This is a genomic window from Acinetobacter sp. Ac_3412 (genome assembly GCF_013072675.1).
GTDB classification, from domain to species: Bacteria; Pseudomonadota; Gammaproteobacteria; order Pseudomonadales; family Moraxellaceae; genus Acinetobacter; species Acinetobacter higginsii.
In genome coordinates, this window is record NZ_LXUJ01000014.1 from 226,913 (window position 1) to 249,339 (window position 22,427).

The following is a 22,427-nucleotide window of genomic DNA, read 5'->3' on the forward strand; positions in this document are numbered from 1 at the left end:
ACTCGGATTTTTTATTTTGAATTACATATTCGGGTAGTTCGGACCACCGCCACCTTCAGGCGTTACCCACGTAATGTTCTGTGATGGGTCTTTGATATCACAAGTCTTACAGTGGACACAGTTGGCTGCGTTGATTTGGAAGCGTTTAGAACCGTCATCATTTTCCATGATTTCATAAACACCAGCGGGGCAGTAGCGTTGAGCTGGCTCATCCCATTTTGGTAGGTTTACATCCACTGGAATTGAAGGATCAGTTAACTTCAAATGAGCAGGCTGGTTTTCTTCATGTACGGTATTGGATACGAATACAGAAGATAAACGGTCAAAGGTCAACTTGCCATCTGGTTTTGGATAGTTTGGCTTAAACGTTGAAGCATCCACTGTTTTAAGCACGGCAAAGTCTTGTTTAAGATCATGCAGAGTGAATGGCACTTTAAAGATGTTTTGATCGATAAAGTTAAATGCACCACCAATCCATTGACCGAACTTATGCATCGCTGGACCAAAGTTACGCGAGCTATATAACTCTTCTTTTAACCAAGAATTGTTATATTTATCTGTGTAAGCAGTTAATTCTTTATCGAAGTGGTCTTCGCCCTCAAGCACACGTGCAATCGCAAGATCGCCACCTTTTGCAACACCCGCTGCAATCGCTTCGAATACTGCCTCACCACACAACATACCTGACTTCATTGCAGTGTGTGAGCCTTTGATTTTTGAGAAGTTCAAGAAACCAGCATCATCACCAATCAAGCAACCGCCTGGAAAGGTAAGTTTAGGTAAAGCATTGAAACCGCCTTTCACAACAGCACGTGCACCATAAGAAATACGTTTGCCGCCTTCAAGGAATTGCTTGATGGTTGGGTGTGTTTTCCAACGTTGCATTTCCATGAATGGGTACATGTGTGGATTTTCATAAGATAAATCGACGATCATGCCCATGGTAACTTGATTGTTTTCTGCGTGATATAACCACCAACCACCAGTAGAACCTGTTTCAGACAAAGGCCAACCAGCGCCATGCATCACTAAACCTGGTTTGTGTTTTGCAGGATCAATTTCCCAAAGTTCTTTAATGCCGATACCGTAATGTTGCGGATCAGCATCTTTATCTAAATTGTATTTGGCAATCAGGCGCTTACCAAGGTGGCCGCGGCAGCCTTCAGCAAATAATGTGTATTTGGCATGCAGTTCATAGCCAGGCGTGAAGTTATGTGTTGGCTCACCATTTTTGCCAATCCCCATATCACCTGTTTGGATGCCTTTTACCGTACCATCTTCATGGTAAAGCACTTCAGCGGCAGCAAAGCCTGGGAAGATTGAAACTTCAAGTTCTTCGGCTTTTTGACCTAACCAGCGAACAACGTTACCAAGAGAAACCACATAGTTTCCATCGTTGTGCATTGATTTAGGCACCATCCAATGCGGCATTTTTTGTGCTTTGCTATCAGACAATAAGAAATATGTTTCGTCGCCTGTTACAGGGACATTCAGTGGCGCACCTTCTTCTTTCCAGTTCGGAAATAATTCGTTCATGGCACGTGGTTCAAGTACAGCACCAGAAAGGATATGCGCACCTACTTCAGAGCCTTTTTCAACAACACATACAGAAAGATCAGGTAGGTTGTTTTCAATCGCTAATTGACGAATTTTAATCGCAGCAGATAAACCCGAAGGTCCTGCGCCAACGATCACTACGTCAAACTCCATCGCTTCACGTTCGATGTGTTCCATGTAGGACTCCTCATATTTTTAAGGGTGGCAACCGTAATATTGCGATTCGGTGCTGCCATGAGTGTTCTGAATTGCCGAACACAAATGATAGTATGTGCTCGCAAACGTTTGGGCTAGTATAGTTTTAAACCTTGGTCTCGCCAATTGGCTGAGCGGTCATATTTTCTCGTCATCAAGGCATAAACTATGATAAATGAAAATGATTCTCCACAAAACCCTTTAGAAAATCAGGGAAAAATCATGTTTTCTGATGATAAAAACTTAATCGACATTGCACAATACATAAAAGATGTACAGCAAAGTCACAAAAGGTCAATTCCTCCATTGGAGCAGTGGCATCCAAAGCATTGCGGCAAAATGGATCTACGCATAAAAGCCAATGGCGAATGGTGGCACGAAGGTCAATTGGTCAAACGACAAGCGCTACTCGACCTGTTTAGCAAAGTCTTGTGGAAAGAAGATGGCAAATTCTATCTTAAAACCCCAGTTGAACAGATTGAAATTGAAGTCGAAGATGAGCCTTTGCTCGTTAATCAGGCAGATCAGGTGGAAATCGAAGGTAAAACCTATTTGCAGCTGACGACGATCAATCAGGATGTGGTGATTGTTGATGAGCAACATCCCATTTTTATGCGTGAATATGACGGTGAGTTAAGGCCCTATGTACATGTTCGCTTTGGTATGAATGCCTTGATTCAACGTCAGAGTTTTTATCATCTCGTGAACTACGGCAGTTTGTCTGAAAATGCGCAGGGCGAGACGGTTTTAACACTAAAAAGTGGTGATTTGGTCTTGCATTTGAGCACCTGAGGTTTAAGCTTAAAAGAGCGAATAAACCAATGCCTAAGTGTGTATGACAGCTGTTCAATCGATGCCTCTTTTACTCAATCCTATGCCACATGCGTCATCAGATGCGCCTATTGGTGTCTTTGATTCAGGGGTAGGTGGATTGTCGGTTGCGCAGGAGATTGCCCGACATTTACCCAATGAGCGGATTATCTACTATGCAGATACGGCACATGTCCCGTATGGGGCACGTAGCGATCAGGAAATCCGCCAGCTCACGGCTCAAGCGATTGAATGGCTGTATCGTCAAGGCTGCAAAATTGCGGTAGTCGCATGTAATACAGCTTCGGCATTTAGTTTGGATTATTTACGTGACCATTATGGTGAACGATTTCCAATTGTTGGTTTAGTGCCTGCATTGAAACCCGCAGTGATCCAAACCCAGTCAAAAGTTGTAGCAGTACTGGCGACACCTGCAACCTTTCGCGGTCAGTTGATTAAAGATGTCATCGCTAAATTTGCGGAGCCTGCTGGGGTTAATGTTTTAACAGTGACGAATTTAGACTTGGTGCCGTTTGTAGAAGCGGGTCAGGAGATGAGTCAGGCGTGTTTAAATGTCTTGCAACAGATACTTCAACCTGTGGTTGAGCTGGGGGCTGATTATTTAGTGTTGGGATGCACGCACTATCCATTTCTAAAACAAGCGATTCATCAGATTTTTGCAGAAAAATTAAAATTAATTGATTCTGGACAAGCAGTTGCACGACAAACAACCTATATTTTAATTAAAAATGGGTTATTATGTGACAAATTGCGTCATAATATTACACGTATTGAATGTTATGTCAGTGGTAACAATGCTGTCGCACTGCAATCAGTCCTTCAGCACCTTATACCAGAACAATTAACATGGAAAGTTAGAAATTTGGACGATCTAGGTGTTTCTCATATCTAAATTGAGCCAGTTTTATATATTTTATTGGGGTTAGCTGTTAATAAAAATCAAGATGCATACTTGATATTATTGATAAATGAATTGGGGCTTCGCCTATGCAAGATACTCGTTATCAAGTCTTTATTTCTACCTCTGGCAATGAAATGCAACCAGAGCGAGCGGTTTTGGCACAAACTCTTGTGGGAATGGGATTCCTGTCTTGGGGTTTAGAGCAACGTACGCCTTTAAGTACCTCGATTGCCCGTCGTCAAATTGATGATTGTGATTATGTGGTGATTCTGTTGGGTAGCCAATATGGCGAGCAGTCGGTTTCAGGTGTGGGTTATATGCATCTGGAATATATTTATGCGATGACCAAACAGAAGCCAGTCATTGTATTTATGCATGAAGATCCGGAATCGCGTGATACAAAATTGCATGATCATAAATCTGAGTTAAAAGAAAAATTTAAAGAGTTTAGAAAGCAGCTTCAACATGAAGTTGACCAAGTCTTTTGTTATCGCACATTAAGAGATTTAGAGTTGGCAGTGCGTTCAAGTATGCCGCAGATGTTAGAGCGTTATCCTGTCGTGGGTTGGGTGCGTCCGCAAAACACACAGGTACTACGTGATGAAATTGATGCATTGCGAGCCAAAGTCAAACAGCTGGAAACAGAGCTCGGTAATCGTGAAACAGATCCATTGACCAATGTTGCTAAAGTTTCGATGCATGAACTGTATTCTTTTGAGTACCGCATGCATGCTTATCAAGATGGTAATTTCAAAGAAGTTAAACCGCATCGTAAAATGACGTGGGCACAATTACTGAATGTTTTGGGCTCGGCTTTTGTCATTCCAACACCTGAAGAATATTTTTCTAAACGCATGAATGAATATCTAAATGAAACGGGTTTGGAGGATGCACGCAAAGAGATGCCAAGAGCACATGCGGTTTCTCGTGCTCAAGTCAATATTCGGGCGTTGCATGAAATTAAATTACAGATGCGTCAAAATGAATGGATCATGCCGACAGGACGTGATGATCGTCAGCGTATGCTGTGGCAACTGACCGCAAAAGGGCAGAAATTATTGGAAAGTAATGTTTTGGACAGTAATCGGGTTTTTCAATTTAAGACCATGCATTAATCCAATTTAGAAAAAAGCCTTAAAACTGCTAAAGTAATTGAATGAACTCAATGAAAAGCGGATGCGGTCTATGTTAGCAACACAAAAACCAAAAGTGACTGTGATTCTGGCCAATCTTGGTACACCAGATGCAGCCACTGTGCCAGCAGTAAGACGCTTTCTAAAGCAATTTTTGTCAGATACGCGTGTGATTGAAATTCCCAAGTTGCTTTGGTGGATTATCCTACACTTATTTGTCCTGACCTTTCGTCCAAAACGTGTGGCTGAAGCTTATGCTTCGGTTTGGTCAAATGACTCGCCAATGCGTGAAATTGTATTGGAACAAACACTGCTGATTAAGCAGCGTCTACAAGAAGAAAATCATCAGTTTGAGCTTAGCGTTGTCCCTGCAATGACCTATGGTCAACCCAGTATTCATGATGTACTTGATCAACTGGCGCAAACACCACAAGAGCATGTCATTTTATTACCCTTGTTCCCACAATATTCTGCGACCTCAACTGCACCTTTATACGATGCCTTTGCCAAATGGATTCCACAGCAACGTCATTTGCCAGGCATTACCCTGATTAAGGATTATTATCAGCATCCTCTGTTTATTCAGGCCTTGGTAGATAGCGTATTAAACTATCAATTACAGCATGGAAAACCTGAAAAATTACTCATGTCGTTCCATGGTATTCCACAGCCTTATGCCGATAAAGGTGATCCTTATGCCGATCGTTGTCGAATGACCGCGCGTCTCGTTGCGAAGGCTTTACATCTGCAAGAGCATGAATGGGCGATTAGCTTCCAGTCAAGATTTGGTAAGCAAGAGTGGGTCAAACCCTACACCGACCAGCTATTACAACAATGGGGTGAGCAAAAAGTACAGTCTGTACAGGTGATTAGCCCTGCATTTTCAGCCGATTGTCTGGAAACACTAGAAGAGCTGGCGATGCAGAATAAAGAAATTTTCCAGCATGCGGGTGGTGGGGCATATGCCTATATTCCTGCCTTAAATGCAGATCAGGCACATATAGATTTGCTTGCCAGTCTGGTTCAGGCTAATCTTGACGCACTGACCCATACCTTAGCCCATCGTTAAATCGACGCTTTATTTCGCCAGAGGTTTCTATGCTACAAGTCAAAATTGTCCCTGTTACTGCATTTGCCCAAAACTGCTCAATCCTGTGGGACAGTGAAAGCAAAGAAGCGATTTTGATTGATGCGGGTGGTGATGCTGCGGTACTTAAAAAAGAAGTAGAAACCTTGGGCTTAAAAGTGAAAGCACTATGGTTGACCCATGGACATTTGGATCATGCAGGTGCAGTTGGTGAGTTGGCTGAAGCGTGGAAGATCCCTGTGATTGGTCCACATAAAGAAGATCAGTTCTGGTTGGATATGATTCAGGAAGTCTCGGCACGTTATGGTTTTCCAATCCCACAGCCTGTAAAAGTTGATCAATGGCTTGAAGGTGGCGAAGTATTAAAGCTGGGTGAGGATGAATTTGAGGTTCGTTTTGCCCCAGGGCATACCCCAGGGCATGTGATGTTCTATAACGCCAAGCATGGCTTGTTGTGGACGGGTGACGTATTGTTTAAGGGTTCGATTGGACGGACTGACTTCCCAAAAGGCAATCACCAGCAGCTGTTGGATTCGATTCAGCGCGAATGCTTTAGCCTGCCAGATGAAACGCAATTTATCTCAGGTCATGGTCCGATGAGCACCATCGGTTATGAAAAGCAATTCAATCCTTTTGTGGCAAGTAAAGCGGGTTAATTGGTTATTGAGCCTGTGTATAAATCAGTGTTTATACACAGGCTAAGCCTGTTTTATTGCTGACTAAATGCTTTCTAGCCATTTTTGATTGGCTAAGTTCAAATCAAAATTCAAACTATTACAAATACTTTGTAAATCAAAAGACGCTTTATCTTCTGGGATCTGAATCAAAATCGGTAGACGGGTAATGCCATTGTCTCCTGTGGGGAAGGCATAATGCCGTTCTTTATGATTGATTGAAATCAGTGATTCAAATTCTAAATACACAATCAGGGATGGAAAGCGCCGCTGAATGCGAATAATTTCCTGATGGGCATGTCTTTTGATTTGTGAGGTTTTCTCTTTTAACTTAATAATATTATCTTTTATTTTCTGTGGTTTATTAAGCAGCTTACTGAGAAAAGACACACTTTGTTTCAGTTGACGCTGATTCTCTTTTAACTCTGAAAATGCATCTTTATATTCTTGCAAACAACTAATGCTTAAGTCTTTGAGAATATTGGTCGGCTCTAATGCTGCTGTATGGTGCTTTTTCCAGTCATCATAAGAAAACACGGTAAATACATCGCTATGGCGTTTTTGCAATAAGGTGGCGTAGGATTTAAGTCGCGCGATAAATAGATTGACCTGTTTATTTAAGATAATTGAAGGTTGTGATTGAAAGGCAATAAAATGGCTAATCAGATCATCCAAGGTTTGTTTGACGCTAATGTAAAGATAATGACATTCATCACTATGATGCACTGCATGTTTTAAAGCATCTGCGATCGGTTCAAGAATATTGCGACAGAGTTTCTGTTCAAAATCAATTAGTCGTTGTTCAACTAGCTTCTCAATAAAGACGCCGTGGGGATTAAGCGGTTCCATCAAAAAGGGAATCAGGGTTTTATTGGCATAAAGCTCGATATGACGAACAATATCAGAGACATAGTGATTGACTTGTTTATCAATCGTAATGATATGATCCATTTGCCATCGGAATTGCTGATGCTGTGATTCATCTTCGATTTGATCTAAAGCCAAAAAAGCGGCATTGAAGTAAATATTTTCACAGGCTTCAAATTTTTCTTCCTGCAGAAAGCGTCGAATCGAAAAAGTATTTGCGATACCTTCTTTGCTCGGTGCGAGTGCAAAGATATATTGAGACGTTTTAACAATATCAAGCTGTTTTGTTTTTTGCTGTTGGTATAAAAAATATTTAAGAATATGTGGCTTTTCTTCTCGTAGTTGATGAGAACGAATAATGTTAAATGAATATTTGAGTAGCTGTTGTTTTAAAAATACTTCAGTAATAAAGGTTTTGATGACATCCGTATTGATGTGTCTTTGATTGATAGGTAATTGAATGACTTCTTTCTGCAAAATGATCTTTGCAGAGGCATAGATGAATTCTTTTAACACCTGTTTTTTCTGTTCTTGTAGATCAAAGTCATCTTCTGTATTGATGCGGTTAATCTGACCGAGCATATTCTCTAAATAGTCGGAGATGGCATAGATATCTTGGTATTGTTTTAATTTTTCCAAAGAATTGGCAATGCTTCTGACTAACACTTTCATGGGCGCATCTTGAATTTTTTCTGCCAATAGGTGGATGTCATGCTTGGCAAGATAAGAAAAACTGTGATCTTTTCGATTCCAGTGAATCTTTTTGAGTTGCAAAATCTGCTGGCAAATATTTTCACGGTCTTCAGCAGCGCAGGTGGAAAAAAGTGTTTGTAAATTTAGCTGCCAATTGGCATCTAGATTTGGATCAATTTGAGTGACTAAAACCCTGAGCTGATAAGGAATAGATTGATTCATTATTACATCCTAGTAAGTCTAAATATTTTTATTAAACAAACTGATCCCTATAAAATTTTGATCAAGGTTGGATCAGTATGAGATATAAGTTGTCGTGAGTTATTTGCTATTTTTATTCATTACAATGTTTGAATTAAGATTTGCATAAGGTCAAAAAAAAGTAAATTACTGTGATGTAATTCACATATCTAAAATGTGTAAATTTTTATTAAAATGCATCAATCTGGATTGGGGAAAACTTTCTAATGTTTGAAAGAATGAAGATGATTAATCTTCATAATCATCTTCATTGCGTTTTTGATCTGCTTGTGGCGCATCTTGAGTCGGGAGTTTGTATTCATCACTGGCCCAAGCACCGAGATCAATCAATTTGCAGCGTTCCGAACAGAAAGGACGAAATTGATTACCTTCCCAAGTGCTGGCTTCACCGCAACGCGGGCAGGGGAATGTACGTGGCATAGAAAATTCCTAAAACAAAGAGGGTTTGTTGACATTTCAACCATGCATTGCGTTATTAGCTAAAACGACATAAACAAGGCATGAAACGTAGACAATGGCGATTCCCTTGTCAAGTTTCATAACGAAGTTTAGGGAGGTTTTAGCCATAACCCTATGGGACAGGAGCATTTTTTGCTGCTACTGTGTTATGACTTATTCATTTAGAATAGCTAAACTTCATAAGTCATGCCTTGCATCAGCTAAAAAATGCTCTCTGTCGCAAGCATTTGTGAAATGTTAACAAACCCTAAATAGATTAGGCAAAAGTAAGGTGAGTTGTTAGACTTATGCCGATTTCTAGATAGTTTGATGAGATTATGTCGATTCGTCAATTTCAAGCACAACGTATGCAAGCCCCTCGTGATTTTATAGCCATTCCCAATACGCCAATCTGCGTTGAAATTGGGGCAGGAAAAGGTAAACATGCCTTATTGTTTACTGGGCAAAATCCGCACACCACGTTGTATGCAATTGAGCGAACCAAAGAAAAATTTGTGGCAATGCAGAAACAGCATCAATTAGAACCACGTGAATATTTAAATCCGATTCATGCCGATGCACTTCCTTGGGTGGTGCATGCGTTATTCCCTGCACAAGTCGAACAATTTTTCATTCTCTATCCGAATCCAGAACCGCATAATCCTGCACAGCGTTGGCTGAATATGCCATTCTTCGAGTTCCTACTGTCTCGTCTTCAGCCGAATGGCACAATTACTTTGGCGAGTAATATTCCTGAATATATTGATGAAGCAGAACAACAATTGATTGAATTGTGGAAGCTGCCGCATGAGAAGCAAAAAATTGCAGCAGATTCTGCCCGAACACATTTTGAAATCAAATATTTAGAGCGTGGCGAGTTGTGCCAACAGTTGATCATTCGAAAACCAGAAGGCTATGTAACCCGCTTTGATGATTTTGAACCGTTACAAGGTCAAAATGCTCAAGAGCAAGCTGATGCCTAAGCGTGTTGCAATTATTGGTGCAGGCCCAGCAGGATTGATGGCTGCTGAAGTTCTAAGCCAATATGACTATGAGATTGACGTGTTTGAACAGAAACCTTCCGCAGCACGTAAGTTTTTAATGGCGGGTAAAACAGGTTTAAACATTTCACATGCTGAGCCTGTCGATAGGTTTATACAGCGCTATGACCATGCGGCATGGTTGGGGCCTTGGGTGAAGCAATGGGATGCGCAGTGGATTCAGAAATGGATGCAAGGACTTGGTATCGAATCTTATATCGGTAGCTCTGGTCGAATTTTCCCGATTGAAATGAAAGCTGCCCCCTTACTTCGTGCATGGTTAAAACGCTTAATGGCCGATGGGGTGAAGTTCCACTATCGTCATCGTTGTGTGGATTTATCTGAAAATCAACTCACGATTGAGAACCAAACCCAGCGCTTTAGTGCAACTTATGATGCGATTATTTTGGCCTGTGGTGCAGTATCATGGTCGCAGTTAGGCAGTGATGGTGCATGGCAGCAATGGTTGGCTTCAAGCGAGATTGAACCTTTCCAAGCCAGTAACGCAGGCGTGCTCAAAACATGGTCGCCGTTCATACAGGTGTGTTTCGGTCAGCCGTTGAAGCGCGTTAATGCGTGGGTGCATACCGAACAGCAAAGCCATGGTGATATCATTATTACTCACTACGGTTTAGAAAGTGGCGTGATTTATAAACTGGGTCGTGATCTCAGAGCACAGCTTGCCCAAAAACAGCGTTTACAATTACATCTGGATTTACTGCCTGATGTCAGCATTGATCAATTAGAAAAGAAATTACAGGGTAATAAAAAGCAGTCTTTGACCAATCTCTGGCGTAAAGTAGGTTTGGACACTGTCAAAATTAATTTACTCCGAGAAATTGTCGAAAAAAGCTTATGGTCAGATGCCAAGCAAATGGCTCAGCAAATTAAGCAGTTGAGTATTGCTTTGGATGGCTTCCGTCCAATCGAAGAGGCTATAAGCTGTGCAGGTGGTGTGAAGCAAACTGCTGTATCCCCACAATTGCAATTGCAATCTAATCCATATGTGTTTTGTTGTGGTGAAATGCTAGATTGGGATGCACCGACAGGTGGCTATTTATTGACAGCTTGTTTCGCAACTGGAAGAGCGGCAGCAGAAGGGGTTAATATATTTATCAAATGATAAAATAAGCTAAAATACTTAAATAAAAATAATCTAAATCAATTGATGAAGAGGGTATATGAATATTGAGCCGACTTTGGAAACACAAAACAATGAGATCATCAAACCATTTCAACTGAACAACTTATTTCGCTTGTTTTTCCAACCGAAAAAATTCTTTTCACAATCTAAAAACTATCATCATCAAAGTATCCTTTTTGCTGCTTATCTGATTGGTATCGTTGCGGTCATGGATCGAGTCGATCAAAAATTATTAAGTGCAGAAACAAGAGGCATTAGGCCATTGATCGACTGGATTACAGCATCCTGGTTGAGTTACTGGTTATGGGTGTTGGGTATAGGAATTATTTCAGCAGCGATTGCGTGGTTGGTACAAGGCTGGTGGTATAAAAAAAGATTGCAGTTTTCAGGCGCAAAAGAGGCTGATCCACAACTTTCCCGACACGTGTATGTATTGCAATCCTTGGTCTTTGTATTGCCTATCGTGATTACAACGGCAATCCAAACATTTTTATATTCAAATTATATTGAAGCCTATAATCAATCTACATTTTTAGGCTTTATTCCCGTTCCATTTTTATTCTTGTCATGTTGGGTGAGTTATCGTGGTGCTACCCAAGTGTTTCCTACCAATGGCTGGGCAAAATTTTGGTTTTTAGGATTGCCTATCCTGTTCTATATTTTAATCATTGGCGCATTTACTGCCTTGATCAGTTGAGTTGGAAAAGGCTTTGTGATTCCTCTTAAATATGGTCATATTTCTTGAGCAGATTTGCCTTGTGATTCAGCATTTAAAAATGCTAGTTTTGAGTAAATGTTCATCAGGAATAGGGATATGTCTCAAGCTTCATCTGTATATCGTGGCAGTTGTTTATGTGATGGGATTCATTATGAGATTCATGGTGAAATCGGTGAGATCATACAATGCCATTGTCAGCGTTGCCGAAAAGCCAATGGCACGGCTTATGCGACCAATGCACCGATTAGCAGTGCAGCTTTTAAAATTACTCAGGGTGAAGAGTTGGTTAAAAAGTTTGCTGCATCGGGCGTGTATCGCTGGTTCTGTGGTGAATGTGGCTCTCCACTGATCAGTTCGCGCGATGCACAGCCTGAGCTTTATCGCTTAAGAATCGGGACTTTAGATACACCTTTGCAGCAGAAACCAAGCATGCATATTTTTGCGGCTTCTAAAGCCGAATGGGATTGTATTGCCGATGATTTACCGCAATATGCCGAACGTCCCTAAACTGGCTGTGTTGTTCTCATGATTTTTGAAACGTCTGATTTAGATGCCAATGAAATCTATCGTTTGTTGGTTGGAGGGATTACGCCTCGACCGATCGCATGGATCAGTACCCTGTCGGCAGATGGGGTTGCCAATATTGCCCCGTATTCTTTCTTTAATGTCGCCAGCTGTAATCCGCCTATTCTGTGGTATTCACAAGTCAATCCAAGAAATGGGCAAGATAAAGACACCATCAGAAATTTAATTGCGACCAAAGAATGTGTGGTGCATATTGCCAATACTGACCTGCTTGAAAAGATGAATTTATCCTGTGCTTTATTACCCCCAGAGCAAAGTGAATTTGAGTTTGCTGAGATTGAGTCTGAACCGAGCCATGCGGTCGCAGCCTTAGCGGTAAAGCATGCGCCTGTGCGTTATGAATGTCATTTAAGAGAGGTGATTCAACTCAGTAGCCTACCATCGGGTGGTACTGTGGCCTTATTGGATGTGAAATCGATTTATGTTGATGATCGACTTTGGGATGGGCAGATGATTGATCAGCAGCAACTTCAGAGTGTCGGCAAAATGGGTGGAGATTTTTATAGTTTAAGTACCGACTTACGGAAATTGTCGCGTCCTTGAATGGTAAAAAATGAAAGAAAAAAGGAGGTGTTGAGCCTCCGTTTTATTTTGTAATAAACGCTTTAGGTGAAGACTTAATCATGATGACGTTTGGCTTGTGATGTGGCAACGCGTGAGTTCCAGTGACACATGATTTCTGTTACTGCTGCATCTAAACAGGCACCAGAAACTCCGTCACGCGCTTGTATGGATATGCCAAGTAAAAAGCTATATATGCTAGTCGCATAAGCAGTGATATTCGTATCCGCCGTTAATTCACCTGTATCCACAGCACGTTGAACGCATTGTGTAAATCTATCGTGAGTTGTTAGGCGATGCTGGGTTAAGAGTTGTTGAATGTGGATATTTTCGGGGGAACAGGTCGCCGTTGAAAGAACCAATAAACAGCCTTTTGGATGACTAGATTCGGTTTGCATTTTCACGGATTGGCGCAGGGTTCTTTCAATCGCTTCTCTTGGTGTAAGACTTTCATCCCAGAGACTGTTCGTGACCTGACCATGCGTTGCGATGTAATGCTCAATGACTTCTCGGAATAATTCTTCTTTGGAACCAAAGGCAGCATAAAAGCTAGGAGCACTGATACCATTGCCAATATTAGCTTTGAGCAGGGCCAAGGATGTCGAGTCATATCCGTATTGCCAAAATAGATGCATGGCCTGCTGAATTGCTTGATCACGTTCAAAGGTCCTAGGTCGGCCCATTTGTGCCATTTGATACTCCTTTTTAGATATATACTATTCGATACAAAAGTCGTTGACAATCAGAAATACTAAGCCTACATTTGTATCGATCGATACATATATTGGTGCTGACCCAAGACCCACTAACGATCATTATTTGTCCAGCTAATTAAGTCGGCTGAGCAATGAATTGGAACAGTACTGAATATCTGACTATGTTTAAAACAGGGATTTTTATAATGAATACACTTACAGGTAGAGTTGCTCTTGTGACTGGTGGAAGTCGTGGTATTGGTGCGGCTATTGCTCGTATGCTTGCGCAACATGGTGCAGATGTGGCGATTACGTATAGTCGTTCGAAGCAACAAGCTGAGGCTGTCGCTACAGAAATTCGTGCCTTGGGTCGACGTGTAGAAGTTATTGCTGCTGATGCGGTTGATGTCAGTCAGGTAATCACCGCGGTAGACATTACGGTCGACCGACTTGGACAACTGGATATTTTAGTCAACAATGCGGGTAATTTTCTGACGGGGCAGATAGATCAACTTACACTTGAGGATTATGACCGTACTATGTCGGTTAATTTACGAGCAGTTTTTGCCGCGACCATGCAGGCAAGCAAGTATTTGCCTGATGATGGGCGTATTATTTCGATTGGTAGCTGTCTTGCATCAAGGGCAAGTCGTGAAGGAATTAGTTTATATGCAGCCAGCAAAGCTGCCTTAGTTGGTTTGACTAAGGGGGTTGCGCGAGATCTGGGCAAGCGCGGAATTACAGTCAATCTTGTCCAGCCAGGACCAACCGATACCGATATGAATCCTGCTGATGGATCACATGCCGACGCTGCACGAGTGACTCTGGCATTGGCTGATTATGGACAACCTGATGATATTGCCGCAACTGTGCTCCATCTGGCGGGTGAAAGCGGGCGTTATATCACGGGTGCAGTGATTGATGTGGATGGTGGTTTTAATGCCTGAACAGGCGACACAGAAAGAATTTTGATAAATCAAAATGATAAAAAAGAGGTTAAACCTCCTTTTTCTTATTTTGTAGTGAGTGCTTCAGCTTCAAATTTGACACCATCCCAGCCATGTTGCATAAACTGGCGGATATTTTGATGGTCAGTGGCTTCTGGCGTTGCCAATACAGACGCATAATGCTCTGCAAATAAACTGAGCGTATCTGCTTGATTCAAGCCTTCAATTTTGGCAAAGCTGAGTACTTTGGCACTGCCTTGGTTTTCAGTCGCAGCATTCGATTGTGCACCATTCTGAAAGGCAGTTGGAGTATGTTGATAACGTGCTTCGATAAATGCCAATACATCTGCAAATTTTGCCGAGCCATCTTTCAGTTGTGCCAATAAGCTTTGAGCCATTTTTAAAATTCCATGTTGATTGAATCAATGGTAAGCATCATAACATTGAAAATGCAGAATAGAAGCTGGACGCGATTTGAACTGGACGTAGTGGAAGTAGCAGTTTATGCTCAAACAGAGTATTAATCTATTGAATAATAATGAATAGACATCGTTTAAAGTTATCAATATCCAACGCTGTGCTTCGATTTTTAGCACCTATTTTAAGTTGTGGTTTGCTGTTACAACTCCGCCGGATGATGATGCGACGACTGCCTTTTATGCGCTTGCAGAGTCAGGTCAGCAATGTAGTGTACTTGTCTTGGTTGGTTGATGTTGAGCAAGTACGTCTGCGCTATCCGAAAGATGTACCCTTATGGGAAAAAGATGGAAAAACCATTTTTACCATTTTGACTTATCAGCATCAGCATTTTGGATTCAGTTTCTTGGGTAAATTACGTCAGTTCATGCCTTCACCCAAACAAAGCAACTGGCGCTTTTATCTGGATGACTCACAGCCCAAGACCGTGATCTTTGAGCAGGTCGTGGTTGATCAAGTACTGTATGTTTTAGGGGGGCGTTTGGCCAGCGATGTGATGCCTGCACAATATGCTTCGACGTTTCAGCATCAACGGGCAGAACACGTGATTCATACGGAAATGAGTGTTGATGAACGTTATTCCTTGAAGAGTGATGTGCAGATGATCAAGGAAAAGCAATTACCTGATGCATGGCAGCGGTTATTTTGTTCTTGGGAGGATGCTGTTGAGTTCTTGGTTGATCAAGACCATGCATGGGCGGAATGGGTTGATCAACCGACTCGAATGTCGCAGGGGGATATTCAGATGCCTGTACAGTTTCAGCAGATTCAAGCGGCTGGGATTCTGAGCTTAGAGGCCCCTCAATTGTTGCAACAATTCGGTTTGGATGAGGATGCCGAAGCGTTTGCTTTCGTGGTTCCTGCACTGGATTTTGCAGTGCTTGGTGAGCAAATTTTATCTCAGACGACATAAATTGTGGATAACTTGAGTTTTATACACAGTTGCTTGCAGCTTAAAAACAGCAGTTGAGTTGTCTAAAAATTATGTTATTTTAGAACAAAGGAGATGGCATTCCTCCTATTACAAACCGCCACTGTGGCTAATGATGCCTACGTTACCCTGAACAGGGGGCGTAGGTTTGTGCGTGCTCTGTTCCCATTTTGGAGTTCGCAGATGAAAAATAATCAAAAAAACGTTGATCTATCCATGTTAAATGTCGCTTTATCTCCTGCGCGATGTGTGGAGTAAGCCATGTATTATCCTTTGCTCTCAATCGCGTTTGGCTCGGTACTCGGCGCATGGTTGCGTTGGTTCTTGGGTTTAAAACTCAATCCAATTTTCCCCAATATTCCTTTAGGTACGGTCACCGTTAATTTTGTTGGTGGCTTTATTATTGGTTTTGCAATTTCTTATTTTTCTCAAAGCTCACTGAGTCCAAATTACAAACTATTTGTGATTACAGGCTTCTGCGGTGCATTAACCACATTTTCGACCTTTTCTGCCGAGATTATTGCTTTATTACAAAGCGGTAAATTGGGTTATGCCTGCGCAGCAATTTTGATTCATGTGATTGGATCATTGCTGTTTACCATTTTAGGTATGAGCTTGCATCAATGGCTGAGTGCCGCTTAGCTTTGGAGTGATGATAATGAATGGATTTTTACTGAGTTTTTACACGGCACAAAACCGGACTTATCAGGGACAAATGATGAGTGAATGGTTATTGGCAGTGGCGAAGCAAATGAATTTGCGTGGCGCGACGGTACTGGCAGGGATGGAAGGCGTGGATCATCAAGGTTTATTTCATTCCGCCAGTTTTTTTGAGTTGGCGGATCGACCCGTACAAATTCAGTTTGCAGTAAGCAATCAACAGGCGACGGAATTATTGGACTATTTGAATGACAAAGAAATTTCTTTATTTTATGTCAAAACACCGATTGAATTTGGTGTGGTAGGCCAAGCTAAGTCAGATTCTTGAAAGATAGGCATAAAAAAAGAAGTCTAAGTGGAGGAGAGATAGCCTTAGACTTCTAATGCTTACAGCCTAATGTGTGAAACTTAAATGAAAATTAAGCTTTGCGGTTAAAGCGCGCAAAGCGTTTGTTAAAGCTTGCGACACGACCTTCATTGCTGGCTTGGCGAACTTCACCCGTATAAAACGGATGTGAAGCACTGGAAATATCAAGCGTCACGTAGGGATAGACTTGGCCTTGATATTCTTTGGTTTGTTTAGTCTGTAGTGTGCTGCCAATTAAAAAATAGGCATCGGCATTGGTATCGTGAAACAACACTTGTTGATAAGCAGGATGGATATCTTTACGCATTTTGAATACTCCTATTGTTGATAGAAATGTTATAACATAACAATATATGCCGTCAATCTTGTTCATTTCAAGTTTTGTTGAAATTTATGTGTAAACAATGAATAAGCGGGTGTGGATATGGAACTTTGCTTAAGTTATTTGATTTGCTAGACGTTTGAATATGAATGAAATAAAAATGCCAATCATCTGATTGGCATTTTTATGAAGTTTAGTTCGGGACCAGTTCTTCAAATAAATCATTGAGATTGTCATGCACTTTGAGGTGAATCAGGTTCCAGTAATGTCCTGAAATGGTCCGATTAACCATCAATGTATCTGGAGAGGGTTTAAACACATCCCAGTATTTCAGGGATTTTTTCACTAACAGCATGCCATCGTGATGCGATGAGTTCTTGGCAAAGTCATAATGGGTGCTTAGTGGGCGCAACAGGATTTCAATCCATTGCGTATACAGTTCGCTTGGAAATTTCTGTTTCTCCGCAATCGAATGCAGTTCAACCAGCAAATCTTCAACCTGGGCAATATCCTCTTGGCGCGCTGCATTCACCAGTGCTTTGAAGTGCTGAATGATTTCAGGGGAAAGGGTTTTAACGCTGCCGTAATCATAAATAATTACGCTGCCATCTTCGCGGAAAGCAAAATTGCCTGGATGTGGGTCACAATGGAAACGCTTCAAGAAAAACATTTCCTGTCCTAAAGCACGAATCAGACGACGACCAATTTGATTACGTGTTTCAACCGACCATGTGCTGGCGGTTTCGATGGACTCACCTTGTTCAAGACTGAGCGTGAGTACCCGGCGTGATGAATAGTCTTTATACACGGTTGGGATGATGATTTGATCATCCAGCTTTTCATGGAAAGTTTTAAACACTTCTAGGTTTTGTGCTTCAATTTCATAATTCAGTTCGGCAGATAAACTGTCTTGGATTTCCTGAAACAGTTGATCTTGTAACTTCTTATCAATCTTTAACACGCCCATTAAGCGTAAAGCCAGACGAACCTGTTTTAAATCACTTTCACAGGCTTGATCCACCCCAGGATATTGCACTTTCACCACAACAGCTTGTCCATTGGGTAACACTGCACGATGCACTTGACCAATTGAAGCAGCAGCAAAAGGCTCTGTTTCAAAGGAACTAAAAATCTGGTTTAAAGGTTTGCCCAACTCTTTTTCAACTTGTAGCTGAATCGCTGCAAAAGGCATGGCAGGGGCTTGGCGTTGTAGTTTGGCAATCGCCTTTGCCACTTCTGGTGGGAAGATGTCTTTATATTGCGAGGCAATTTGCCCGACTTTCATCACCGCACCTTTCATCTCGCCCAAGGTATCGGCAATTTGTAAGCCGATATCTTGGAATAGTTTGCTGCGTGCTGCATTTTTTTGTTCTTCATCTGCGGTAAGGTTGCGAATGGAGTTGGCAACACTTTTGCTGGCAATACTTGCGGTCATGCCAGCCAGTTTAAAAAAACGCTTACTGGGAGAGCTTGCATGTTTTGCCATATGTGCTTGACCTCGGATGATCCAGTTTCAAAGTGATGCTTTGATCATAGGCGACAAAACTTAAATTGCCTATACCAAAATGTTAAGTGATGTAAGCATGCAGTGAAGGGGGGAGCCTTGATGAGCGGAGCGTATCAAGGCAAGCGCAGCATCCGTGCTGCTCTGAATCAATAATGCTAAATGCGGGTTAATTTTTATAGATTGAGATTTGCACGCTGTGCCAAACGTTTATTGTTTAAATATAAACGGCCGATCAGTAGCACACAGGCAATTGTTAAACCAATAATCAGGCCGAGCCAGACACCAGCAGCGCCCCAAACAGTATAGCGCGCAAGGTATAGACCAATCGGGAAGGCCACCACCCAATACGCCATTAAGGTGATCCACATCGGCGCTTGAGTGTCCTGCATGCCACGTAAGCACCCAGCGGCACTGACTTGCCATGCATCCATCAGCTGATAAGCCATCGCGAACCAGAGCAGGTACATCGCCACAGGAATAACATTAATATCTGTGGTATAAATCGCCACGATATAGGGACGTGCAAGCACAATGAGTGTCATGGTCAAGGCAGCAAAGATTGTGGCCGTAATCAATCCCACAATTTGTACTTGACGCATTGCATGCCAGTTTTGTTCGCCATAATACATGCCAACACGAATCGTCAAAGCAATGGCTAAGGACAGCGGGATCATAAACAGCTGAGAAGTGACTGAAATCGCAATCTGATGGGCTGCAATGGCATTTTCACCCAGTGGCCCCAGTACAATCGCCCCAGTACTGAAAATGCTGACTTCGAAAAATACCGCCAGCCCAATCGGTAAGCCCAGTTTTAAAATGCGTTTAATCCAAACAGGATCAATTCTTTCCCATTTGGTGAAGATCGGTGCCTGTTTATAAGCTTTTGCTTTGGAAATATAAATCGCCAAAGTGATAAACATGAGCCATTGCAAGATCGCCGTTGCAAAACCACAACCTGCGCTACCTAGTGCAGGAATTGGCCCAAAGCCATACATAAAGATAAAGTTCAGCGGAATCAGTACCAATAAAGCAATCAAGCTAATGGCTGTGACAGGACGTGGATGTCCCAATGCTTCTGAATAACTGCGTAGTGCGGCATACATCATCACTGCAGGCATACCAAAGCCAATCGCATGTAAGAACAGGCTTGCTTTCGGGATTAAGCTTTCAGGCACACCAAACAGGGGCAGGAACATGGGCATACATTGCAGAATCAACATCGCAACGATACCGAGAATGACAGCAACCCATAAAGACTGACGCGCAATAGTTGGAATTTTTTCAGGCGTTCTCGCACCACGCGCCTCAGCCACCAACGGTGTGGTTGCCAACATAATCCCTGCAAAGAGCAGCATGACAGGAATCCATAGACCGACACCTACGGCAATCGCAGCCAAATCAGTGGCAGACAGATGTCCTGCCATAATGGTATCAATTAAACCTAATCCAGCTTGCGCAAACTGTGTAATCAGGATCGGGAACATCAAATGAAATAGCTGTTTAAGTTCAAACCGCTTGGTTGTGGCATGGGACACAAAAATTACTCTTATTAAAATGGGGGAGAATTAGCGTTGTAATGTGAATAACACACCAATAAAAATCACAATACTGCCGAGTAGGCGTTGCCAGTTAATTGGTGTTTTGTCTGTACCTAACCAGCCAAAGTGGTCGATGAGCATGGAAATCACCAATTGTCCAAAAATCACTAAACCTGAAAAAGTTAAAAATCCGAGTTTAGGTGCAGTATAAATGCTCATACTGATTGCATAAACCCCAAGGCATCCACCTAACCACAGATACCATGGAATTTGTGAAAGTTCAGTTAAACTGGGTTTGTCTGCAGCTTGGAAGTAAACCAACAGGGCGAGAATAATCGTTCCAATACAAAAGGAAAGTAAGGCGGCTTGTAGGGGAGAGTTAAGATACTCTCGGAGCTGTGCATTGATTGCCGTTTGAAAGGCCATTGCTATTCCAATCCCTAAAGCAAGCGGCAGAATAAATAGCAATTGGCTAGAAATTTTCATCATATTATCGGTCTAATTGTTGTTTATGCTTTCAGTCTAACTGAATACCTAGGGGATGATAAGTTGTATACCGTATTGAAGCTGCAACTGTACCGAGTCGAGTCATGTTAAAATAATCAGGTTCTGTCATTGAGCTTGTATTTTGAGTCTGTTAAATCCTGCAAATATCCCACTGTCTTTGTATATCCATATGCCTTGGTGTGTACGTAAATGTCCTTATTGCGACTTTAACTCACACGCTGTCCCTGATGGGCAATTGTCACTGGATTTGGAACAGCAATATCTTGCTGCGTTAGTGGCTGACTTTGAGACGCAGATTGAAATGGCACAAGGCCGATCGATTCATAGTGTGTTTATTGGTGGTGGTACACCGTCACTGATTTCTGCACAAGGTTATCAATGGTTGTTTGATCAACTCAAAGCACGTTTAGACTTTGAAAATGACTGTGAAATTACACTGGAAGCCAATCCAGGGACAGTTGAGCATGATCCATTTGCCGATTATCTGGCGGTGGGGATTAATCGTTTATCACTGGGCGTGCAAAGTTTTGATCCAGAACATTTACAGCGACTGGGTCGAATTCATTCAGCTAATAATGCACTGGATGCGATTCAGCAGGCACGTCAGGCAGGCTTTGAGCGCGTTAATGTTGATCTGATGCATGGTTTGCCACAACAGACGGAGGAACAGGCATTAACGGATCTTAAATTGGCTGTGGAGCAGGGTGCAACGCATATTAGTTGGTATCAACTGACCATTGAGCCGAATACGGTGTTCTTCCGCACCCAGCCTGTATTACCACAAGATGAAGTGCTTGAGCATATTCAGGAGAAAGGCGAGGCCTATTTGATTGCCAATGGCTATGTCAATTATGAAGTTTCAGCATGGCGCAAAGAACAGCCATCTGCGCATAATTTAAATTATTGGCAATTTGGTGATTATCTGGCGATTGGTGCAGGTGCGCATGGCAAAGTCACCCGACCAGATGGGATTTATCGTTTTCAGAAAACCCGTTTGCCGAAAGACTATTTAGCCAAAGTGCCAGCTGAGCATGTACAAATGAAACGGATTGAAGCTGAGGAATTGCCGTTTGAGTTTATGATGAATGCCTTGCGTTTAAATCAAGGTGTGGCTGCTGAATTTTATACTCAGCGTACAGGGCTTGCGTTGGAAGATTTGAATGAGACCTTGCATCAGTTACGCGATAAAAATTTATTGATTGCGGATAGCCAGCGAATTGCTTGTACAGCGCAGGGGCATATTTTCTTAAATTCGGTATTAGAAGCGTTTTTATAATTCAATGGCTATAATGCTTTAAGTATGGATGCTTAAAGCAATTCAAATCAGTCTGTCATTTTTCTGAAAGAAATTAGGCAGACAATAAAAAAGCCTCATCAATGATGAGGCTTTTTAGAATTTGGTGGGTCGTCCGCGATTCGAACGCGGGACCAACGGATTAAAAGTCCGCTGCTCTACCAGCTGAGCTAACGACCCTGAAAGAATTTTAGAGTAACACTCTAGAATTATTTTATTGCAAGACAAGCAAAGCGCGTAGTCTTACAAATCTCGATAACTTTCGGTTATCAGTCCTTTTCAGGAGTATCAAAACATTAGATGGTGGGTCGTCCGCGATTCGAACGCGGGACCAACGGATTAAAAGTCCGCTGCTCTACCAGCTGAGCTAACGACCCTAAGCAAGTATTTCAACAAGCTTCGCAAGAAAAACTAATTTGTTCTAAATGCGTCTTCGTTTTGATGTTGCGTATTCTAGCAACTTATTCAGCTAACACAAGAGGAAATTTAAAAACATG

24 protein-coding genes, 2 tRNA genes and 1 riboswitch are annotated in these 22,427 nt (G+C 42.0%); of the genes, 15 read left to right on the plus strand and 11 right to left on the minus strand.

Annotated features, from left to right (window positions below; all coding sequences use genetic code 11):
* Positions 1 to 21: 21 nt before the first annotated feature.
* Positions 22 to 1,734 carry an electron transfer flavoprotein-ubiquinone oxidoreductase gene (locus tag A7P54_RS18190; RefSeq protein WP_005192081.1) on the minus strand — a complete coding sequence of 571 codons (1,713 nt, stop codon included), beginning with the start codon at positions 1,732 to 1,734 and terminating at the stop codon, positions 22 to 24.
* Between the two features lie 186 nt (positions 1,735 to 1,920).
* Here A7P54_RS18190 and A7P54_RS18195 point away from each other — a divergent pair, with 186 nt between their 5' ends.
* The 5 genes from A7P54_RS18195 to A7P54_RS18215 all read left to right on the plus strand — a co-directional run bounded on the left by A7P54_RS18195 (position 1,921) and on the right by A7P54_RS18215 (position 6,360).
* Positions 1,921 to 2,544: a DUF1285 domain-containing protein gene (locus tag A7P54_RS18195; protein ID WP_033133222.1), complete on the plus strand. Its 624-nt coding sequence runs from the start codon at positions 1,921 to 1,923 to the stop codon at positions 2,542 to 2,544.
* Positions 2,545 to 2,587: 43 nt separating this feature from the next.
* Complete coding sequence (gene murI, locus A7P54_RS18200) at positions 2,588 to 3,475, plus strand: glutamate racemase (RefSeq protein WP_171550411.1); 888 nt, start codon at positions 2,588 to 2,590, stop codon at positions 3,473 to 3,475.
* 95 nt (positions 3,476 to 3,570) lie between these two features.
* Complete coding sequence (locus A7P54_RS18205) at positions 3,571 to 4,599, plus strand: DUF4062 domain-containing protein (protein WP_004802409.1); 1,029 nt, start codon at positions 3,571 to 3,573, stop codon at positions 4,597 to 4,599.
* A gap of 70 nt (positions 4,600 to 4,669) precedes the next feature.
* A complete protein-coding gene (gene hemH, locus A7P54_RS18210) occupies positions 4,670 to 5,686 on the plus strand; it encodes a ferrochelatase (RefSeq protein ID WP_171550412.1) in 1,017 nt (338 codons plus the stop codon).
* A gap of 29 nt (positions 5,687 to 5,715) precedes the next feature.
* Positions 5,716 to 6,360, plus strand: a complete 645-nt coding sequence (locus A7P54_RS18215) for an MBL fold metallo-hydrolase (RefSeq protein WP_005200394.1) — start codon at positions 5,716 to 5,718, stop codon at positions 6,358 to 6,360.
* Positions 6,361 to 6,423: 63 nt separating this feature from the next.
* On the opposite strand, the gene A7P54_RS18220 is transcribed toward A7P54_RS18215, so the two are convergent.
* Positions 6,424 to 8,160, minus strand: a complete 1,737-nt coding sequence (locus A7P54_RS18220; RefSeq protein ID WP_171550413.1) for a hypothetical protein — start codon at positions 8,158 to 8,160, stop codon at positions 6,424 to 6,426.
* Positions 8,161 to 8,427: 267 nt separating this feature from the next.
* Positions 8,428 to 8,619, minus strand: coding sequence for a DNA gyrase inhibitor YacG (locus tag A7P54_RS18225; protein WP_004802417.1), 192 nt, complete (start codon positions 8,617 to 8,619; stop codon positions 8,428 to 8,430).
* Between the two features lie 356 nt (positions 8,620 to 8,975).
* Between A7P54_RS18225 and A7P54_RS18230 the strand changes: the two genes are divergently transcribed.
* From A7P54_RS18230 to A7P54_RS18250, 5 genes are all read left to right on the plus strand, one after another.
* On the plus strand, positions 8,976 to 9,620 hold the full coding sequence (locus A7P54_RS18230; RefSeq protein WP_171550414.1) for an SAM-dependent methyltransferase: 645 nt from the start codon (positions 8,976 to 8,978) through the stop codon (positions 9,618 to 9,620).
* Positions 9,613 to 10,800, plus strand: coding sequence for a TIGR03862 family flavoprotein (locus A7P54_RS18235; RefSeq protein WP_171550415.1), 1,188 nt, complete (start codon positions 9,613 to 9,615; stop codon positions 10,798 to 10,800). The genes A7P54_RS18230 and A7P54_RS18235 overlap by 8 nt, the downstream gene beginning before the upstream one ends.
* Before the next feature lie 58 nt (positions 10,801 to 10,858).
* Positions 10,859 to 11,518, plus strand: coding sequence for a hypothetical protein (locus A7P54_RS18240; protein WP_171550416.1), 660 nt, complete (start codon positions 10,859 to 10,861; stop codon positions 11,516 to 11,518).
* A 117-nt stretch (positions 11,519 to 11,635) separates the two neighbouring features.
* Positions 11,636 to 12,046 (plus strand): GFA family protein, encoded by a 411-nt coding sequence (locus tag A7P54_RS18245; RefSeq protein WP_004802424.1) that lies wholly within the window; start codon positions 11,636 to 11,638, stop codon positions 12,044 to 12,046.
* 18 nt (positions 12,047 to 12,064) lie between these two features.
* Complete coding sequence (locus tag A7P54_RS18250) at positions 12,065 to 12,667, plus strand: flavin reductase family protein (RefSeq protein ID WP_171550417.1); 603 nt, start codon at positions 12,065 to 12,067, stop codon at positions 12,665 to 12,667.
* A 74-nt stretch (positions 12,668 to 12,741) separates the two neighbouring features.
* On the opposite strand, the gene A7P54_RS18255 is transcribed toward A7P54_RS18250, so the two are convergent.
* Positions 12,742 to 13,377, minus strand: coding sequence for a TetR/AcrR family transcriptional regulator (locus tag A7P54_RS18255; protein WP_005200381.1), 636 nt, complete (start codon positions 13,375 to 13,377; stop codon positions 12,742 to 12,744).
* Positions 13,378 to 13,586: 209 nt separating this feature from the next.
* Here A7P54_RS18255 and A7P54_RS18260 point away from each other — a divergent pair, with 209 nt between their 5' ends.
* Positions 13,587 to 14,327: an SDR family oxidoreductase gene (locus tag A7P54_RS18260; protein WP_171550418.1), complete on the plus strand. Its 741-nt coding sequence runs from the start codon at positions 13,587 to 13,589 to the stop codon at positions 14,325 to 14,327.
* Between the two features lie 65 nt (positions 14,328 to 14,392).
* On the opposite strand, the gene A7P54_RS18265 is transcribed toward A7P54_RS18260, so the two are convergent.
* Positions 14,393 to 14,725, minus strand: a complete 333-nt coding sequence (locus A7P54_RS18265; RefSeq protein WP_171550419.1) for a HopJ type III effector protein — start codon at positions 14,723 to 14,725, stop codon at positions 14,393 to 14,395.
* Between the two features lie 140 nt (positions 14,726 to 14,865).
* On the opposite strand from A7P54_RS18265, the gene A7P54_RS18270 reads away from it, so the two are divergent.
* The 3 genes from A7P54_RS18270 to A7P54_RS18280 all read left to right on the plus strand — a co-directional run bounded on the left by A7P54_RS18270 (position 14,866) and on the right by A7P54_RS18280 (position 16,723).
* On the plus strand, positions 14,866 to 15,717 hold the full coding sequence (locus tag A7P54_RS18270) for a DUF2071 domain-containing protein (protein ID WP_171550420.1): 852 nt from the start codon (positions 14,866 to 14,868) through the stop codon (positions 15,715 to 15,717).
* 80 nt (positions 15,718 to 15,797) lie between these two features.
* Positions 15,798 to 15,864: riboswitch (Fluoride riboswitch) on the plus strand.
* Between the two features lie 132 nt (positions 15,865 to 15,996).
* The gene (crcB, locus tag A7P54_RS18275; protein WP_171550421.1) at positions 15,997 to 16,377 is read left to right on the plus strand and encodes a fluoride efflux transporter CrcB; all 381 of its coding nucleotides are present in this window, start codon (positions 15,997 to 15,999) and stop codon (positions 16,375 to 16,377) included.
* 16 nt (positions 16,378 to 16,393) lie between these two features.
* Positions 16,394 to 16,723 (plus strand): DUF190 domain-containing protein, encoded by a 330-nt coding sequence (locus A7P54_RS18280; RefSeq protein WP_171550422.1) that lies wholly within the window; start codon positions 16,394 to 16,396, stop codon positions 16,721 to 16,723.
* Positions 16,724 to 16,814: 91 nt separating this feature from the next.
* On the opposite strand, the gene A7P54_RS18285 is transcribed toward A7P54_RS18280, so the two are convergent.
* From A7P54_RS18285 to A7P54_RS18300, 4 genes are all read right to left on the minus strand, one after another.
* On the minus strand, positions 16,815 to 17,069 hold the full coding sequence (locus A7P54_RS18285; RefSeq protein ID WP_004656092.1) for a type B 50S ribosomal protein L31: 255 nt from the start codon (positions 17,067 to 17,069) through the stop codon (positions 16,815 to 16,817).
* Between the two features lie 208 nt (positions 17,070 to 17,277).
* Positions 17,278 to 18,570, minus strand: a complete 1,293-nt coding sequence (locus A7P54_RS18290) for an AarF/ABC1/UbiB kinase family protein (RefSeq protein WP_171550423.1) — start codon at positions 18,568 to 18,570, stop codon at positions 17,278 to 17,280.
* 194 nt (positions 18,571 to 18,764) lie between these two features.
* Positions 18,765 to 20,126, minus strand: a complete 1,362-nt coding sequence (locus tag A7P54_RS18295) for an MATE family efflux transporter (RefSeq protein ID WP_354667343.1) — start codon at positions 20,124 to 20,126, stop codon at positions 18,765 to 18,767.
* Between the two features lie 30 nt (positions 20,127 to 20,156).
* Complete coding sequence (locus tag A7P54_RS18300; RefSeq protein ID WP_171550424.1) at positions 20,157 to 20,618, minus strand: DMT family transporter; 462 nt, start codon at positions 20,616 to 20,618, stop codon at positions 20,157 to 20,159.
* Positions 20,619 to 20,757: 139 nt separating this feature from the next.
* On the opposite strand from A7P54_RS18300, the gene hemW reads away from it, so the two are divergent.
* Positions 20,758 to 21,912 carry a radical SAM family heme chaperone HemW gene (gene hemW, locus A7P54_RS18305; RefSeq protein ID WP_171550425.1) on the plus strand — a complete coding sequence of 385 codons (1,155 nt, stop codon included), beginning with the start codon at positions 20,758 to 20,760 and terminating at the stop codon, positions 21,910 to 21,912.
* Between the two features lie 122 nt (positions 21,913 to 22,034).
* On the opposite strand, the gene A7P54_RS18310 is transcribed toward hemW, so the two are convergent.
* Positions 22,035 to 22,110: transfer RNA gene (locus A7P54_RS18310), tRNA-Lys, on the minus strand.
* Between the two features lie 121 nt (positions 22,111 to 22,231).
* A tRNA-Lys gene (locus A7P54_RS18315) sits at positions 22,232 to 22,307 on the minus strand.
* Positions 22,308 to 22,427: the final 120 nt, after the last annotated feature.